16 protein-coding genes are annotated in these 14,400 nt (G+C 39.0%); 7 read left to right on the forward strand and 9 right to left on the reverse strand.

Going from position 1 to position 14,400, the window contains the following annotated elements:
* Nucleotides 1-102 precede the first annotated feature (102 nt).
* Nucleotides 103-639: an FxsA family protein gene (locus tag ACLKML_RS12955; RefSeq protein ID WP_413285657.1), complete on the forward strand. Its 537-nt coding sequence runs from the start codon at nucleotides 103-105 to the stop codon at nucleotides 637-639.
* 223 nt (nucleotides 640-862) lie between these two features.
* Here the strand turns inward: ACLKML_RS12955 and ACLKML_RS12960 are convergent, their stop codons facing one another.
* The 3 genes from ACLKML_RS12960 to ACLKML_RS12970 all read right to left on the reverse strand — a co-directional run bounded on the left by ACLKML_RS12960 (nucleotide 863) and on the right by ACLKML_RS12970 (nucleotide 3,505).
* On the reverse strand, nucleotides 863-1,342 hold the full coding sequence (locus ACLKML_RS12960) for a tRNA (cytidine(34)-2'-O)-methyltransferase (RefSeq protein WP_317717914.1): 480 nt from the start codon (nucleotides 1,340-1,342) through the stop codon (nucleotides 863-865).
* Nucleotides 1,343-1,442: 100 nt separating this feature from the next.
* Nucleotides 1,443-2,819: an envelope stress sensor histidine kinase CpxA gene (gene cpxA / locus ACLKML_RS12965; protein ID WP_413285879.1), complete on the reverse strand. Its 1,377-nt coding sequence runs from the start codon at nucleotides 2,817-2,819 to the stop codon at nucleotides 1,443-1,445.
* Nucleotides 2,819-3,505, reverse strand: a complete 687-nt coding sequence (locus ACLKML_RS12970) for a response regulator (RefSeq protein ID WP_413285658.1) — start codon at nucleotides 3,503-3,505, stop codon at nucleotides 2,819-2,821. Before ACLKML_RS12970 ends, cpxA begins: the two co-directional genes overlap by 1 nt.
* A gap of 247 nt (nucleotides 3,506-3,752) precedes the next feature.
* Between ACLKML_RS12970 and ACLKML_RS12975 the strand changes: the two genes are divergently transcribed.
* The 3 genes from ACLKML_RS12975 (at nucleotide 3,753) to pfkA (ending at nucleotide 6,578) form a co-directional block, all read left to right on the forward strand.
* On the forward strand, nucleotides 3,753-4,253 hold the full coding sequence (locus ACLKML_RS12975) for a CpxP family protein (protein ID WP_413285659.1): 501 nt from the start codon (nucleotides 3,753-3,755) through the stop codon (nucleotides 4,251-4,253).
* Between the two features lie 161 nt (nucleotides 4,254-4,414).
* Nucleotides 4,415-5,323, forward strand: coding sequence for a CDF family cation-efflux transporter FieF (gene fieF / locus ACLKML_RS12980; protein WP_413285660.1), 909 nt, complete (start codon nucleotides 4,415-4,417; stop codon nucleotides 5,321-5,323).
* 292 nt (nucleotides 5,324-5,615) lie between these two features.
* The gene (gene pfkA / locus ACLKML_RS12985; protein ID WP_413285661.1) at nucleotides 5,616-6,578 is read left to right on the forward strand and encodes a 6-phosphofructokinase; all 963 of its coding nucleotides are present in this window, start codon (nucleotides 5,616-5,618) and stop codon (nucleotides 6,576-6,578) included.
* 244 nt (nucleotides 6,579-6,822) lie between these two features.
* On the opposite strand, the gene tpiA is transcribed toward pfkA, so the two are convergent.
* On the reverse strand, nucleotides 6,823-7,593 hold the full coding sequence (gene tpiA, locus ACLKML_RS12990) for a triose-phosphate isomerase (RefSeq protein WP_413285662.1): 771 nt from the start codon (nucleotides 7,591-7,593) through the stop codon (nucleotides 6,823-6,825).
* Between the two features lie 236 nt (nucleotides 7,594-7,829).
* On the opposite strand from tpiA, the gene ACLKML_RS12995 reads away from it, so the two are divergent.
* The gene (locus tag ACLKML_RS12995; RefSeq protein WP_413285663.1) at nucleotides 7,830-8,177 is read left to right on the forward strand and encodes a 5-carboxymethyl-2-hydroxymuconate Delta-isomerase; all 348 of its coding nucleotides are present in this window, start codon (nucleotides 7,830-7,832) and stop codon (nucleotides 8,175-8,177) included.
* Between the two features lie 79 nt (nucleotides 8,178-8,256).
* Nucleotides 8,257-8,688 (forward strand): DUF805 domain-containing protein, encoded by a 432-nt coding sequence (locus ACLKML_RS13000; protein ID WP_413285664.1) that lies wholly within the window; start codon nucleotides 8,257-8,259, stop codon nucleotides 8,686-8,688.
* A gap of 88 nt (nucleotides 8,689-8,776) precedes the next feature.
* Here ACLKML_RS13000 and ACLKML_RS13005 read toward each other — a convergent pair whose 3' ends face one another.
* Together ACLKML_RS13005 and glpX are read right to left on the reverse strand one after the other, a co-directional pair.
* On the reverse strand, nucleotides 8,777-9,394 hold the full coding sequence (locus tag ACLKML_RS13005) for a helix-turn-helix transcriptional regulator (protein WP_413285665.1): 618 nt from the start codon (nucleotides 9,392-9,394) through the stop codon (nucleotides 8,777-8,779).
* Nucleotides 9,395-9,679: 285 nt separating this feature from the next.
* Nucleotides 9,680-10,687, reverse strand: coding sequence for a class II fructose-bisphosphatase (gene glpX / locus ACLKML_RS13010; protein ID WP_413285666.1), 1,008 nt, complete (start codon nucleotides 10,685-10,687; stop codon nucleotides 9,680-9,682).
* Nucleotides 10,688-10,959: 272 nt separating this feature from the next.
* On the opposite strand from glpX, the gene zapB reads away from it, so the two are divergent.
* A complete protein-coding gene (zapB, locus tag ACLKML_RS13015) occupies nucleotides 10,960-11,202 on the forward strand; it encodes a cell division protein ZapB (protein ID WP_413285667.1) in 243 nt (80 codons plus the stop codon).
* Nucleotides 11,203-11,357: 155 nt separating this feature from the next.
* On the opposite strand, the gene rraA is transcribed toward zapB, so the two are convergent.
* From rraA to hslU, 3 genes are all read right to left on the reverse strand, one after another.
* Nucleotides 11,358-11,900, reverse strand: coding sequence for a ribonuclease E activity regulator RraA (rraA, locus tag ACLKML_RS13020; protein ID WP_413285668.1), 543 nt, complete (start codon nucleotides 11,898-11,900; stop codon nucleotides 11,358-11,360).
* Nucleotides 11,901-11,977: 77 nt separating this feature from the next.
* On the reverse strand, nucleotides 11,978-12,895 hold the full coding sequence (locus ACLKML_RS13025; protein ID WP_413285669.1) for a 1,4-dihydroxy-2-naphthoate polyprenyltransferase: 918 nt from the start codon (nucleotides 12,893-12,895) through the stop codon (nucleotides 11,978-11,980).
* Nucleotides 12,896-13,044: 149 nt separating this feature from the next.
* Nucleotides 13,045-14,376, reverse strand: coding sequence for an HslU--HslV peptidase ATPase subunit (hslU, locus tag ACLKML_RS13030; protein WP_413285670.1), 1,332 nt, complete (start codon nucleotides 14,374-14,376; stop codon nucleotides 13,045-13,047).
* Nucleotides 14,377-14,400 lie beyond the last annotated feature (24 nt).

Here is a 14,400-nt window from a genome sequence, read left to right on the forward strand (position 1 = left end):
CATCATATTACTGTAAAATATTGTAATTGCACTGTCTGATTTCTGTTTTTACAAGTACACTCAAATATAAATTCACTGATCAAACTGTTAGATGGAGCGCGTGTGTTTCCTATTTTATTGTTGCTATTTATCTTGGTTCCCATAATTGAAATTGGCTTGTTTATTCAAGTGGGTGGTTTTCTAGGTTTGTGGCCTACTATTGCTCTGGTTCTTATTACAGCTTTTGCTGGTGCATCTCTTGTTCGAAGCCAAGGGATCGCGACATTGATGTCGGTACAAGGAAAGTTGCAGCAGGGAGAACTTCCCGCTCAACAAATTTTAGAAGGTGTGATGCTAGCAGTGGCGGGTGTATTGTTGTTAACTCCTGGCTTTATGACCGACACTCTTGGTATGTTAGTGCTACTGCCTGCTCCAAGAGCCAAAATAGCAAAAGAGTTGATGAAACGAGTAAAAGTAAACACCATGTCAAGCGGTAGTGGTTTCAATGCTCGAGGTGGAAATGCTCAAGGTGGATTCGGGCAAAGTCCTTTTGGACAGGATCCTTTTCAGTCTTCGAATGATGACAAAAATACCTTCGAAGGCGAGTATGAAGAAAAGAAAGATGACGACAATGATGGTTCAAATAATCGTTTGAACTAGCATTAGTCATTAGGGTTAAGCGTTTTAACTCCACTTTATTCTATGATGGTTGCCACTATTTTTATGCAACCATCTGATTTTGTGCAACCATCTGATTTTGTGCAACCATCTCATCTCATTTACTTTATTTGGTTATCGAATTTTTCGATAACTATTCTGTGTGATATCAGGTAACTGGTTCATTAACCAAATGGCTAAAACGCGTCGGTGCATTTAATTATCGTTAAATCGCCCCTTCAAAGCCCAATTGTCGCCAAGCTTCAAATGCGATAATAGCAACCGCATTTGATAAATTTAAACTTCGGCTGTCTGGTACCATTGGAATGCGAATTCTTTGTTCTAACGGTAAGCTTTCAATTAATTCTGCTGGTAAACCACGAGTTTCTGGACCAAAGAGCAATACATCGTTTTGTTGGAACTTTGCGTCTACATGATGACCAGTCGTTTTGGTGGTGCAAGCAAATAGTCGAAAAGAGCCGTCACGTTCATTTTGTAAATATTCAATAAATGCCGCTAGATCTTTGTGCCTTTTTACTCTTGCCAAATCTCGATAATCTAAACCTGCTCGACGGACTTTTTTTTCTTCTAAATCAAAGCCTAATGGTTCTATAAGATGCAAGTTTGCACCACAATTGGCACATAAGCGTATTATGTTGCCTGTGTTTGGGGCGATCTCTGGTTCAAAAAGGGCAATATCTAGCATGATTATTTTATGAGGTTGGTGATTAATGGTGCGAGTATAGCGAGGGTCAGTCGGCATTCAAAGAACAACTGACCCTATTTTGATAGGTTTTAAAGTAAGCTTATTTTTCAATGGGTAAGGTTATCGTGACCTTTAAACCACCTAACGTACTCTTTTCTGCCAGAATAGTTCCGTTATGTTGTCTTACTGCACTTTCAGTTATGGCTAATCCTAATCCTGTGCCGCCTGAGTTTCTATCTCGTGCTGTTGATACTCGATAGAATGGCCTGAAAATATCTTTTAATTCATTTTCTGGAACGCCTTCTCCATCATCTTCAACACCTATTTTTAGTGCTTTATTGGTCTGCTGAAAATGAACCGTTATCGTGGTGTTGCCATAATGAATTGCATTACGAATTATATTTTCTACCGCACTCATTAATAAACTTGGATTACCCGATATTAAACAATCGGGTGCTTTAGTATACGTTAGTGATTTTTTGTGCTGTTCTGCTTCAAATTGTGCATCAGCAATAATATCTTGCCAAAGTACACTCGCAGAGTGGGTCTCGCGGACTTGATGGCTGTTGTTTTGCATTCTTGATAAGGTTAAAAGTTCGCTGATCATCTTCTCTAATCGTTCTGCTTCAGTGTCAATACGAGTGAGCTCAGAGGATTCTCCTTGCTTTCTTGTTGCTAAAGCATTTGCCATTCTTAAACGGGTTAATGGTGAGCGGAGTTCATGAGATATATCGGAAAGTAACCTTTGATTTCCCGATATCATTTGGTTGATGGCTAACACCATTTGATTGAATGCCGCGCCCGCTTGTCTAAATTCAGAGCTACCTGTTTCAAGATCAGGGTCTTCAATAAATTCACCATTCGCGACTCTGCGCGCGGCGTTTTCTAAACGGCGCGCCGGTTTACTTAATGCATAGGCTAACCAAAGTAGTAGAGGGGTACTCACCGCCATGATGACCAGTAATAGTTTTATTGGTTGCTCAAATAATTGAAGAAGGAAAGGTGGCGTGCCGCCCCATTCGCCGGCGATAAACAACAATGCTTGTTGGTTTGCTACTGTTACCGGTATTGGACCTACAACCATTAGTCGACCATAAAGTCGTTGTTGAGGTTGTTCTAATGACTCTAAACTGGTGATGAAGTTTTGAATAGTGCGCCGTTGGCGACGATTTTTTTGATCTATTAAATTACCACTTAAATCAGAGAAAAATATGGCCGGTTTTCTACCACTTTTATCTTCTTTTCTTTTTTTATCGTATGTTTTTAGTATTTCATCAATTGATTGAGCATGTTGGTATTTATGTTGTAGGTACTCGGCATAACTGATTAACCTTTCAGTATTTGTTTTTTGAATGGTATGAGTTTGCCTTGGATCAGAATCTTGCACTATTAGCACTGCAATTAAGACTAAAAGCATGGTAAACCAAAATATAGAAAAAATTCTGCCGTAAAGGTTAGAGAACTTGGGTAACCTCATCATCCTTCCTCAACCAGCAGGTAACCTCGGCCTCGTAATGTTTTTATTCGTGGCTTGCCATCACTGCGCTCTGGTAATTTTTTTCTCAAGTTAGAAACATGCATGTCGATTGCTCGATCAAATGGCGCTAATCGTTTACCTAATACATCTAAACTGAGCACTTCTTTTGTTAATGACTCACCTGGATTTTGAATAAAGTGCAGCAGTAAGGCCAATTCTGTTGTGGTAAGATCTAACAACTGTTCATCCACATACGCTTCTTGTTTTCCTGGGTAAACCTTTATATTTTGATATTGAACATAGTCGGTTGATTTAACAGAAGAGTTAGATTGGGTTCTTCTTAAAATCGCTTTAATACGAGCAAGAAGCTCTCTATCACTGAATGGTTTTGCAAGATAGTCATCCGCTCCCAGTTCTAGACCAATGACTCTATCAATCTCTTCACCTTTTGCAGTTAACATAAGAACAGGGATGTCCCATGAACTGCGTAATTTTTTCAGCATGTCCATCCCATTCATTTTAGGCATCATCACATCTAAAAGTATCAGATCAATGTTTTCATTGACTGCAGCTAATCCGGCTTCTCCATTATTAGCTTCGGTAATATTAAAGCCTTCAAATGAGAGCACTTCTTTTAACAAACTTGTTAATTCAGTGTCATCGTCAACTAATAGGATGTTACTCATTGTTACTACCTCAAATGGCCATATTTATAGCATTATGGTTGATTTTACCTACAAAATTAACCGTTACCGCATTTCTTTACGCTTTTTTACTTAACCTATGCTGCTTGTAATAATTATTGCGAAATGTTTCGTGCTTCTTTACGCTTTTTTACACTCCATAGACGTTACTTTACTGTGCAGACCTTAGTCTATACTTAACCGCTGTGAAGACAGCTAACTTAAAAAGAATAACGTGAGGAAACATCCTATGAAACTATCTAAAAAAATTATTATCGCTGCTACCGCTCTTCCAATGGTTTTTGCAACAACCAGCGCCTTTGCTAAAGGTGGAAATAATATGGACGGAAAAAAACAAGGTTCATTTGATAAAGGCTTGATTCGTCAGTTAGATTTGACTGAAGAGCAAAAAGATCAATTACGAGATCTTCGACAAGCAAATCGCGATGAAAACAGAGAAGATCGTGGAGCGAATAGAGCGACACGCATGGCAGAAATGCAGGCTAATCGCTTAGCAATACAAGACTTAGTGTTAGCCGATGATTTCGATCAAGAAAAAGCTGAGCAATTAGCAAAATTAATGGTTGAGAAACAGACAGAAAGACGAGTTCAACAGCTTGAAAATCAACATGAAATGTTGAGTGTGTTGACCGCTGAACAAAAAGAACAATTAAAAGAACTACAAGCTGAGCGTATAGAAAGCATGCAAGAGCGCATGAGTGAAAAAATGAACAAAGGTAAAAATAACTAATTACTGTCTTATCGCTTGTATTGATTTTTTAGTCGAAATCTAAAGTAACCTCCAATCGTTGGCTTTGCCCATGTTGGAGGCTTTTTTATGTCAAAATAAATGATACCCAAGTCACAGCATGCCCGTTATAATTCGGGGAGATGTTCCTAATTAGAGCAGATATGAAAGAAGAATATACACGCCTGGTTTCAATGGCAGCTTGGATGGCTACCGGGATTGCAAGCTTGTTATTGGTCGTTAAATTGATCGCATGGTGGACGACCGGTTCAGTGAGTATATTGGCGTCGTTGATCGATTCACTGTTAGATATTGCCGCATCTGCTGTTAATTTAGTTGTGATCCGCTATGCTCTTCAACCGGCTGATGAGCAGCACACTTTTGGGCATGGAAAAGCAGAATCTTTAGCCGCTTTGGCTCAAGCGATGTTTATTTCAGGCTCGGCTTTTTTCCTCATCCTTAATGGAATCGACCGTTTCTTTCGTCCACACGAATTAGTGTCACCAGAATACGGTGTGTACGTTAGTCTGTTTGCTACGATTGTGACCGCAGGTTTAGTTATGTTCCAGAAATATGTAGTGAGGAAGACCGGAAGCCAAGCGATAGCGGCCGACTCTCTGCATTATCAAACTGATATTTATATGAATATTGCGATTATGGTTGCACTCGGATTAAGTTATTTTGGCATAACTCAAGCGGACGCAACGTTTGCGATTGGTATTGGTATATTTATATTAATTAGTGCGATAAAAATGGTGATTGAAGCGATTCAGTCATTGTTGGATCGACAGTTACCGAAAGATGAATTGGATATTATTTATAATTTATCCATGTCGGTGGAAGGGGTTTTAGGCGTTCATCAGTTAAGAACTCGAAGTGCAGGAGCGATAAAATTCATTCAGTTACATTTAGAGTTGGAAGATGATATGCGTTTAATTCAAGCGCATGAAATATCCGATCAAGTGGAAATGAAATTGATAGAAAAATTTCCATCAGCAGATGTGATGATACATCAAGATCCGTACTCTGTTGTTTATCAAACGGAAAAAGAACAAAAAGAGTTAAGTTGGTAAATTAATTTCAATAATTAGATCAACAAAAACGATTATTTTGAGCTATCTTTGGTTGAAAGGGAAAACTAAAACGGATTCTGATATGAATCAACTAAGTTTTTTCCCAAAATGTAATACTCTTACATAAATGAAAGATTACACTGTGTGTTAGCCTAATAAAGACGTAGCAAAACGCGATGGGCTAATAAAACAATAATGTTATTAATTCGGCTAATATTGCTACCTGTAAATGAAGTATTAGTAATATTGGCATTTAAAATTTGTAAATTTGAATTAAAAATTGAGGGTGAGCATGATTAAAAAGATTGGTGTTTTGACAAGTGGCGGAGACGCTCCTGGGATGAACGCAGCGATTCGTGGGGTTGTACGTACTGCACTGTCATCTGGAATAGAAGTCTACGGTATTTATGATGGCTATCAGGGTTTGTATGAAGGTAAAATCGAGAAATTAGATCGCTCTAGCGTTTCTGATGTGATTAACCGTGGTGGTACATTCCTTGGGTCTGCGCGTTTTCCTGAGTTTAGAGAAGAAGCAACTCGTCGAAAAGCAATTGAAAACCTGAATGAGCATGGCATTGAAGCCTTAGTGGTTATTGGTGGTGACGGTTCATATATGGGTGCTAAGAAGCTGACTGAGATGGGTTACCCATGTATTGGCTTACCAGGTACTATCGATAATGATATTGCAGGCACAGATTACACCATCGGTTATCTAACTGCTTTAAACACGGTTATTGATAACATTGACCGTCTTCGAGATACATCATCATCTCACCAACGTATTTCCATTGTTGAAATTATGGGACGTCACTGTGGTGATTTAACGTTAATGTCTTCTATTGCGGGTGGTTGTGAATATATCATTACTCCTGAACAACCATGGAGTAAAGAAGAACTTATCGAAAGCCTGCAAAGTGGCATTGCTAAAGGTAAAAAGCACGCAATTATTACTCTTACCGAGCTAATGATGGATGCGAATGAATTAGCTAGAGATATTGAAAAAGCAACAGGCCGAGAAACTCGTGCGACTGTTTTAGGACATATCCAACGTGGTGGTCGTCCAACTGCATTTGACCGAGTGTTAGCGTCTCGAATGGGTAACTATGCTGTGCATTTATTAATGGAAGGCAAAGGTGGACGTTGTGTTGGTATACAGAAAGAGCAGCTGGTTCATCATGATATTATTGATGCGATCGAGAATATGAAGCGTCCTGTACGTACTGATTTATACAAAGTCGCTAACGAGTTATTCTAAACGTTAGCCATTAGTTTGCCAGATAACATTCTCAGTGCACTAGTGTATGTATTTAGAGTGGTACAATAGAACAGTACAAAATATTTCACAAAGGTCATTAGTTTACTAATGACCTTTTTTGTCGACTCAATAAAATGTCAGGGATTTTGGCTAAAGTTGGTACGCTTGAATTCAAGCAATAAAAAAGCCAGCCTAAGCTGACTTTCTAAGAAGCTTGAGATTCAAGCTCAAAGCTAAATTTGAATTATGCTTTAGCTTGTGCTGCTGCTTTAGCAATAGCAGCAAAACCTTCTGCATCAAGTGCTGCACCGCCCACTAGAGCGCCGTCGATATCAGGCATACCGAACAGTTCAGCAGCGTTTTCTGCTTTAACAGAACCGCCATATTGGATAACAAGATTTTTTGCAACTTCTTGGCTAGATTCAGCAATGTGAGCACGAATAGCAGCATGAATTTCTTGAGCTTGTTCTGCTGTAGCCGCTTTACCTGTACCAATCGCCCAGATTGGTTCGTAAGCAACGATAGCGCCGTTTAATGCTTCTACACCTTGAGTTTTGATTACAGCATCAAGTTGACGAGCACAAACTGTAACTGTTTCGCCAGCTTCGTTTTGTGCTTCAGATTCACCAATACATAGAACAGGTGTCAGGCCATTCTCTTTTAGGAAGGCGAATTTTTGAGCAACAAACTCATCAGATTCGTTGTGGTATTCACGACGCTCTGAGTGGCCGATGATGATGTGAGAAGCACCGAAATCTTTTAGCATTTCAGGAGAAACATCACCAGTAAACGCACCACTGTTTTTTAGGTCAGTATTTTGCGCGCCGAGGATGATTTTGTTGCCACCTTCTTTGATAAGACGTTCTGCAAGGTCAATATAAAGTGCTGGCGGAGCGACAGCAACATCAACGCCAGATACACCTTCAAGTGCAGTGTTAAGACCATTGAGTAGCTCAGTTACCATTGCTTTGCTACCATTAAGTTTCCAGTTACCCATAACTACAGGATGACGCATAAGGAATATCTCCAAAAAGTAATTAACATAAAAAATCGAACAAGATTGGCAAAGAATATAGCAGATAAAACGTTCTAGTTCATGACACTAATCACTTCTTTTTCGAATCTTTTGCTTTTGTTAAGAATTGACGTTAATTCAATGTTGATCAAGTAGGCAAAATTATGCTCAGTTCTAATAAAATGAGTAATATTGAGGTATTTTGTTGGAGGTGTGTTACTAAAAGGGAGAGAGTTATGCCGAGTATAGTGTTGGAATATACTAGTTCAGTTGAAGAAAAAGTGAATATACAAGGGTTATTAGACTCTATTCATCAGGTTGCGTTAGAGTGTGGTTTGTTCCATGCTGCAGATGTAAAATCACGCGCATTACGTTGTCATCAATGGCTAATAGGCGAGTATGACGACAGTGAAGATTTCATTCATATTACTTTAGAATTACTATCAGGGCGATCAACTGACCAGAAAAAAGACTTATCCAAAGGGTTAATCGCTGTACTATCTGAGCACGCAGGAATGATTAAAAGCCTCTCGGTAAATATCCGAGATATGGATAGAGAAATTTTTCAAAAAGTAGTTAATTAACTGAAAAGTAGTAAACTAAATAAAAGAATGATGAACTAAATAAAAAAGAACAGTGAACCAAATGAAGAAAAGCAGTTATATGATGTCAATTTTTGACTTGTTATTTACTTTTGATGGGCGAGTGAGTCGCCGAACTTTCTGGCTGTGGAATGCGACGTATTTCTTACTTATTATTAGTGTTGCTACGGCGGTTAAGAATTTTTCCCCAGAGACGGCGAGTATGGTTTTGCCTACTACGTTAGTATTATTGGTTTTTCCTGATTTAGTTATAACAGCAAAGCGTTGGCATGATAGAAATAAATCTAGAGTGTGGTTGGTGTTGTATATCCCTTTAATACTTACTCGCCTGATTATTCCGACTAATACGACCACGACGTTGTATCAACCAACCACAATTGAGTCTTGGCTTTCTATTGCCGCTATGCTTTGTGGGGCATGGATTTTTATTGAATGTGGTTTGTTTGAAGGGGATGAAAAAGAAAATCAATATGGCCCCGTTCCCACTCGATAACTGATTTGCTTCGACAAGCTGTTCATCTTGATAGTTAATTGATTTGGTGTTTGACTTTCGGTTAACATATTTAATGTTGATAGAAATATTATATTGAAGTGATTTTATATACGCATCTTCTTTCATTTTTTATGATATGTTCAGTACGTCTTATTGAACAAAACGAACCTAATAATTGTTCAAATACATTGAGTTCTGATTGACATAAGCTAGGGCAACTTTGTGCTGCTTTACAGATAGGGCAGTGATTTTCGATTAAAACAAAACCATGCTCGGTTTGTTCTAGTTCAGCCATATAACCATCTTCTTCACGTAGTTGAGTGAGTTGGATGAGTTTATCTTTAAGGGTGTCGACTTGTGAGAGGGCTAATTGATACCGTTCGAAAGTTTGTTTTTCTCTTTCTAACGCAACTTTTTTAATACCTTCTTCACCAAATAGTGATTCCACGGCTTCAATGACTTGAACGGTGAGTTCTCCATGGCGATCTGAAAACTGCGCATGCCCTTTGGCGGTTAACTGCCAATGACGAGTGGGTCGGCCAACTTTCACCTTACGATCAAAAAAAGACAATAGTTCCAATTCTTGTAAAGACTGCAAGTGTTGCCTAGCACCCATACTTGTCATGTTGAGATCTTCAGAAAGTTGCTTTGCGGTGATCGCTCCTTCTTTTTTGAGTTTGAGTAGTATTCTATCCGTTGTTTTCACCGAATGTACCTTTGGTTATGCCTGAAACTGATGTATGTCCGTCATCTCTTAAAGTTGCTTAAATGCAATTCTAATGATGTTGTGTACGTGCGTTTCATTATGGATAAACTAATTTATAAAGTAAATTCTTAACTAATATATTTGAGTTTATCGATATGAGTTTATAGATAATAGGCTGGGGCTGTGGTTTCTAACGGAATCTGTTTGAAAAACGGCGAGTTAATAAAAAAACGCAACGGTTAGGCTGCGTTTTTATGGAAGTTTCATACCATTTAGAGTAAGAAATTAGACAATAAATTGTTTTATCTCATCGTCTTTTCGGTCTAGATAATGAGTTGATTTAATACGTCTGATGGTTCTGCAACGTCCTCTAATAACCAGCGTCTCAGTGGTGGCAATATTTCCTTTACGCGTTATTCCTTCTAGCAGATCACCTTTGGTAATTCCCGTTGCTGCGAAAACCACATTATCACTGCGAGCCATATCGTCCATTTTCAGGACTGTACGCGCTTCTACGCCCATTTCTTTGCAACGAGCAAGTTCTTGGTTGCCGTGGATACGGTTATCGTCTGTATCCCCTTTTACTTCGTGCCTTGGTATTAATCGGCCGTTCATATCACCATCTAATGCTCGAATAACGGCTGCTGATACGACTCCTTCAGGTGCGCCACCGATACAGTACATTGCGTCCACTTCACTGTCTGGCATACAAGTTAATATTGACGCAGCAACATCGCCATCTGGCACAGCAAAAACACGTATGCCCATTTCTTGCATTGCTTTAATTGTTTTATCATGACGAGGCTTAGCTAAGGTTGTGACTACTAAAGTATTAATTGGTTTACCCAAGGCTTTAGCGATATTTTCTAGGTTTTCGGTTAACGGTTTGCTTAGATCAATACTGCCTTTTGCTCCTGGGCCAACAACCAGCTTTTCCATGTACATATCCGGTGCTTTTAAGAAACTGCCTTTTTCTCCAGCGGCCAATACGGCAAGCGCATTAGCTTGTCCCATTGCCGTCATTCTAGTTCCTTCAATCGGATCGACCGCGATATCAACTGCGTCGCCACCTAAGCCTACTTTTTCTCCGATATAAAGCATTGGCGCATCATCGATTTCTCCCTCACCAATGACAATTTCACCTTCAATTTCGGTTTTATTGAGTAGTACCCGCATGACTTCGACGGCGGCACCGTCTGCTGCGTTTTTATCTCCACGTCCAAGCCAGTGGTAACCTGCTAGTGCTGCACCTTCGGTTACACGAGAAAATGCCATAGCTAAATCGCGTTTCATGCGAACTCCAAAATAATCATTAAAAGGGAAGGAAAAAATTTTTTGCGATTCTATCATACAAAATAGTAAACGTTTGCTTTTTTGATTTTTTGGATAAGAGAGGTTTTTAAGTAAGGAAAATGTCATGATTTCAGTTTTGTTGCTTTAATTTTAATCAAATAAGTCAATTTCCTGAATTTTGGCGTGTTTATATTTAAAAGCCTGAGTAGAATGAGCTTATTCGTTACTGAATAATCCCTCTGCGAACCAGATTAATATAAAGGTAGAAAGTTATGTCTTTAGAAGTGCTAGAGCAGTTAGAAGCAAAAATTCAAACCGCTGTCGATACCATCACTCTCCTTCAAATGGAATTAGAAGAAGTTAAACAACAAAATGTACATTTAGATCAGGAAACGTCTTCATTAAAAGAGGCATGCGCTGAACTAGAGAAACAAAAACAACAAATGAGTGAAGAACAAGAAGCTTGGCAGCAAAGAATTCGTGTATTGCTAGGTAAAATGGAAGATGTTGAGTAATCGTGAATCGTACTTAGGTTAACTATTTCTTACTTAGTTAACAACATAACAAGTTAACGAAATAATACCGTAACGAAATAAAAGGCAGCCTGTAAAAAAGAGGCTGCCTTTTATGTTACTGAAATATATCTAGCTATGAAATGGATAGAAATAATTTAACGTTCGTCTTCGTCTAAACCATCATCAAGATCAAATTCGTCATCCAATATTTCCAAGTCAATATTTAATGCTTCTTGAGAAATTAATATTCCGGTGTTGTCTGCATAAAGAAAATCTTCTGGTAAGAATGTAACGCCACCAAAATTAACGGGGACATCTATCTCGCCAATGTTTTGATTGGTTGCACCAACGGGTATAGAAGCAAGTGCTTGAATGCCAATACTCATATCTTCTAGTTCGTCAACTTCGCGAACACAGCCATAGACAACAATGCCTTCCCAATTGTTATCTTCAGCTAGAGTAGCAATTTCAGCGTCGATAAGGGCTCTACGTAGCGAACCACCACCATCAATCAGAAGTATACGTCCTTCGCCATCTTCTTCTAAAATAGAGCGGATAATTCCATTATCTTCAAAACATTTCACGGTAGTAAGCTGGCCTGCGAATGAGGCACTTCCACCAAAATTGCTGAACATAGGTTCTACTACGTCGACTTGTTCTGAGTAAATATCACAAAGTGCAGAAGTGTTGTATTCCATATGCATTGTCTTCTTTTGGCTGCTAATAACTCATTGAGTATATCTACTCAATGAGTCAATGCAATGACAAGCTGCAATTATCTAACTATTGTTTGAGCTACAACTACTAGCGAAAACAAAATGTTAGTAATTGACGCACATTTTACTATAACCGGTAGCATAGGCGCTATTGCTACTGGTGAGCTAGATTCAAGTACCGCTTTAGCGTGTTTGGTTAACGTAATAGCAGATAAAAAGAATGGGACAATAATCCAAATAGTGGTGCTGTGAGTGAATAAATAATAGACATAAGACAAGAAGGCAAGACCAATTAGCACAATATGATAATATTTAGCTGGTTGCTCACCAAGTCTAACTGCCACTGTTTTTTTACCACATGCGCGATCGTTATCTATGTCGCGCATATTATTTATATTCAGCACAGCCATCGCTAATAAACCGCAACCTATTGCAGGAATGAAAATATCTCCATTAATAAAACCAGTATGTAGGAAGTACGTACCACCAACGCCTAATAAACCAAAGAAAATAAATACTGATAAATCGCCTAGTCCTACATAACCATAGGGTTTTTTACCAACGGTGTAAGCAATAGAGCTGCATATCGCTAGTAGGCCTAAGCCTAAAAAGGTCATGATGTTAGTAAAGCTTTCTAGAGAGTAAAAAACCAAAGCCAATCCAGATAGCATAGTGAATACTACATTGAGAATGATTGCACTTTTCATCTCTTTTTGAGTAACTGCACCCGATTGTAAAGCTCTTGTTGGGCCGAGCCTGTTGTTATTGTCGGTACCTTGTTGGGCATCACCATAGTCGTTGGCGAGGTTAGATAATATTTGCAGCAATATTGCTGTCATTAACGCTAGTATCATTACAGCGAAAGAAAATTGACCATTAGAGTAGGCAAGACTACTGCCAGTGGTAATGGTTACTAGTGCTAAAGGTAGCGTTTTAGGTCTAGCGGCATCGAGCCAAATTGTGAGTGACTGCTTCATTGAAAAATAGTTACCTTAAAATAAGGAGATAAGTATACCAATTGCAGGGATAATAAACAGCCCACCTAAAGTATTAGGTGGGCTGTTGTTTCAACGTGTTTTACTAACGTAATTATTTCGTTAACGACATAATTGGTCGATAAAATCGATTAAAGGATAAATCGACTTAGATCTTCGTCGTCAATAAATTTGCCTAAACGTTCATTAACATAAGCGGCATCGATCATGAGTTTAGAGCCAGATTTATCAGTTGCATCAAATGAAATTTCATCCATTAGGCGTTCCATAACGGTATGCAATCGACGAGCACCAATGTTTTCGGTTGTTTCGTTAACTCGCCATGCCGCTTGTGCAATTTGACTGATACCATCTTCTGTAAATTCGATATCGACATTCTCGGTATTTAGTAAGGCGATATATTGCTCTGTTAATGAGGCTTTAGGTTCAGTTAAAATACGCTTGAAGTCATCACTAGAAAGTGCTTCTAATTCGACACGAATAGGCAGACGACCTTGAAGCTCGGGAATTAAATCTGATGGTTTAGACACTTGGAAAGCGCCCGAAGTAATAAATAAAATATGATCCGTTTTTACCATACCGTGTTTAGTCGATACTGTACTACCTTCAATTAAAGGCAATAGGTCTCGCTGTACGCCTTCGCGGGATACATCTGGGCCTGAGCTTTCTCCACGTTTACAGATTTTATCTATTTCATCGATAAATACGATGCCATGGTTTTCAGCGTTGTAAATGGCTTGCTCTTTGAGTTCTTCTTGATTGACCAGTTTAGCTGCTTCTTCTTCAATTAAAGCTTTGAAAGCATCTTTGATTTTAAGTTTACGACTTTTTTTAGTGTTGCCAGCCAAGTTTTGGAACATACCTTGTAGCTGATTGGTCATCTCTTCCATACCTGGAGGCGCCATAATTTCAACGCCCATTTGTGGCGCCGCGACATCAATATCGATCTCTTTGTCATCCAGCTTGCCTTCACGCAATTTTTTGCGGAAAATTTGACGGGTATTTGAACTCTCTTCTGGCTTGTCACTTTCTCCCCAACCCTCTCGTGGTGGTGGTAACAATGCATCTAAAATACGTTCTTCCGCTTGTTCTTCTGCTCGATATTTTACTTTTTCTGTCGCTTGTTGGTGCGTCATTTTGATTGAAAGATCGGTAAGGTCGCGAATAATAGTTTCGACCTCTTTACCGACATAACCCACTTCAGTGAATTTAGTCGCTTCCACTTTAATAAAAGGAGCGTTAGCCAGCTTGGCTAATCTGCGAGCAATTTCAGTTTTACCCACACCTGTTGGCCCAATCATTAGAATGTTTTTAGGTGTGACTTCCACGCGCAAGCTTTCTTCTAGTTGCATTCGACGCCAGCGATTACGTAGAGCGATGGCAACAGAGCGCTTGGCTTTGTCTTGACCGATAATGTGGCGATTTAATTCGTGAACAATTTCACGAGGTGTCATTTCCGACATAGATTGATTCCTCAATTATGAGCT

Source organism: Vibrio sp. MA40-2, assembly GCF_047302445.1.
Taxonomy (GTDB): Bacteria; Pseudomonadota; Gammaproteobacteria; order Enterobacterales; family Vibrionaceae; genus Vibrio.

Coding starts and splice junctions, on each gene's coding strand:
- ACLKML_RS12960 (WP_317717914.1), bottom strand. CDS start 1,342: ATGCTAGATATTGCCCTTTTTGAACCAGAGATCGCCCCAAACACAGGC.
- cpxA (WP_413285879.1), bottom strand. CDS start 2,819: ATGAGGTTACCCAAGTTCTCTAACCTTTACGGCAGAATTTTTTCTATA.
- ACLKML_RS12970 (WP_413285658.1), bottom strand. CDS start 3,505: ATGAGTAACATCCTATTAGTTGACGATGACACTGAATTAACAAGTTTG.
- ACLKML_RS12975 (WP_413285659.1), top strand. CDS start 3,753: ATGAAACTATCTAAAAAAATTATTATCGCTGCTACCGCTCTTCCAATG.
- fieF (WP_413285660.1), top strand. CDS start 4,415: ATGAAAGAAGAATATACACGCCTGGTTTCAATGGCAGCTTGGATGGCT.
- pfkA (WP_413285661.1), top strand. CDS start 5,616: ATGATTAAAAAGATTGGTGTTTTGACAAGTGGCGGAGACGCTCCTGGG.
- tpiA (WP_413285662.1), bottom strand. CDS start 7,593: ATGCGTCATCCTGTAGTTATGGGTAACTGGAAACTTAATGGTAGCAAA.
- ACLKML_RS12995 (WP_413285663.1), top strand. CDS start 7,830: ATGCCGAGTATAGTGTTGGAATATACTAGTTCAGTTGAAGAAAAAGTG.
- ACLKML_RS13000 (WP_413285664.1), top strand. CDS start 8,257: ATGATGTCAATTTTTGACTTGTTATTTACTTTTGATGGGCGAGTGAGT.
- glpX (WP_413285666.1), bottom strand. CDS start 10,687: ATGAAACGCGATTTAGCTATGGCATTTTCTCGTGTAACCGAAGGTGCA.
- zapB (WP_413285667.1), top strand. CDS start 10,960: ATGTCTTTAGAAGTGCTAGAGCAGTTAGAAGCAAAAATTCAAACCGCT.
- rraA (WP_413285668.1), bottom strand. CDS start 11,900: ATGGAATACAACACTTCTGCACTTTGTGATATTTACTCAGAACAAGTC.
- ACLKML_RS13025 (WP_413285669.1), bottom strand. CDS start 12,895: ATGAAGCAGTCACTCACAATTTGGCTCGATGCCGCTAGACCTAAAACG.
- hslU (WP_413285670.1), bottom strand. CDS start 14,376: ATGTCGGAAATGACACCTCGTGAAATTGTTCACGAATTAAATCGCCAC.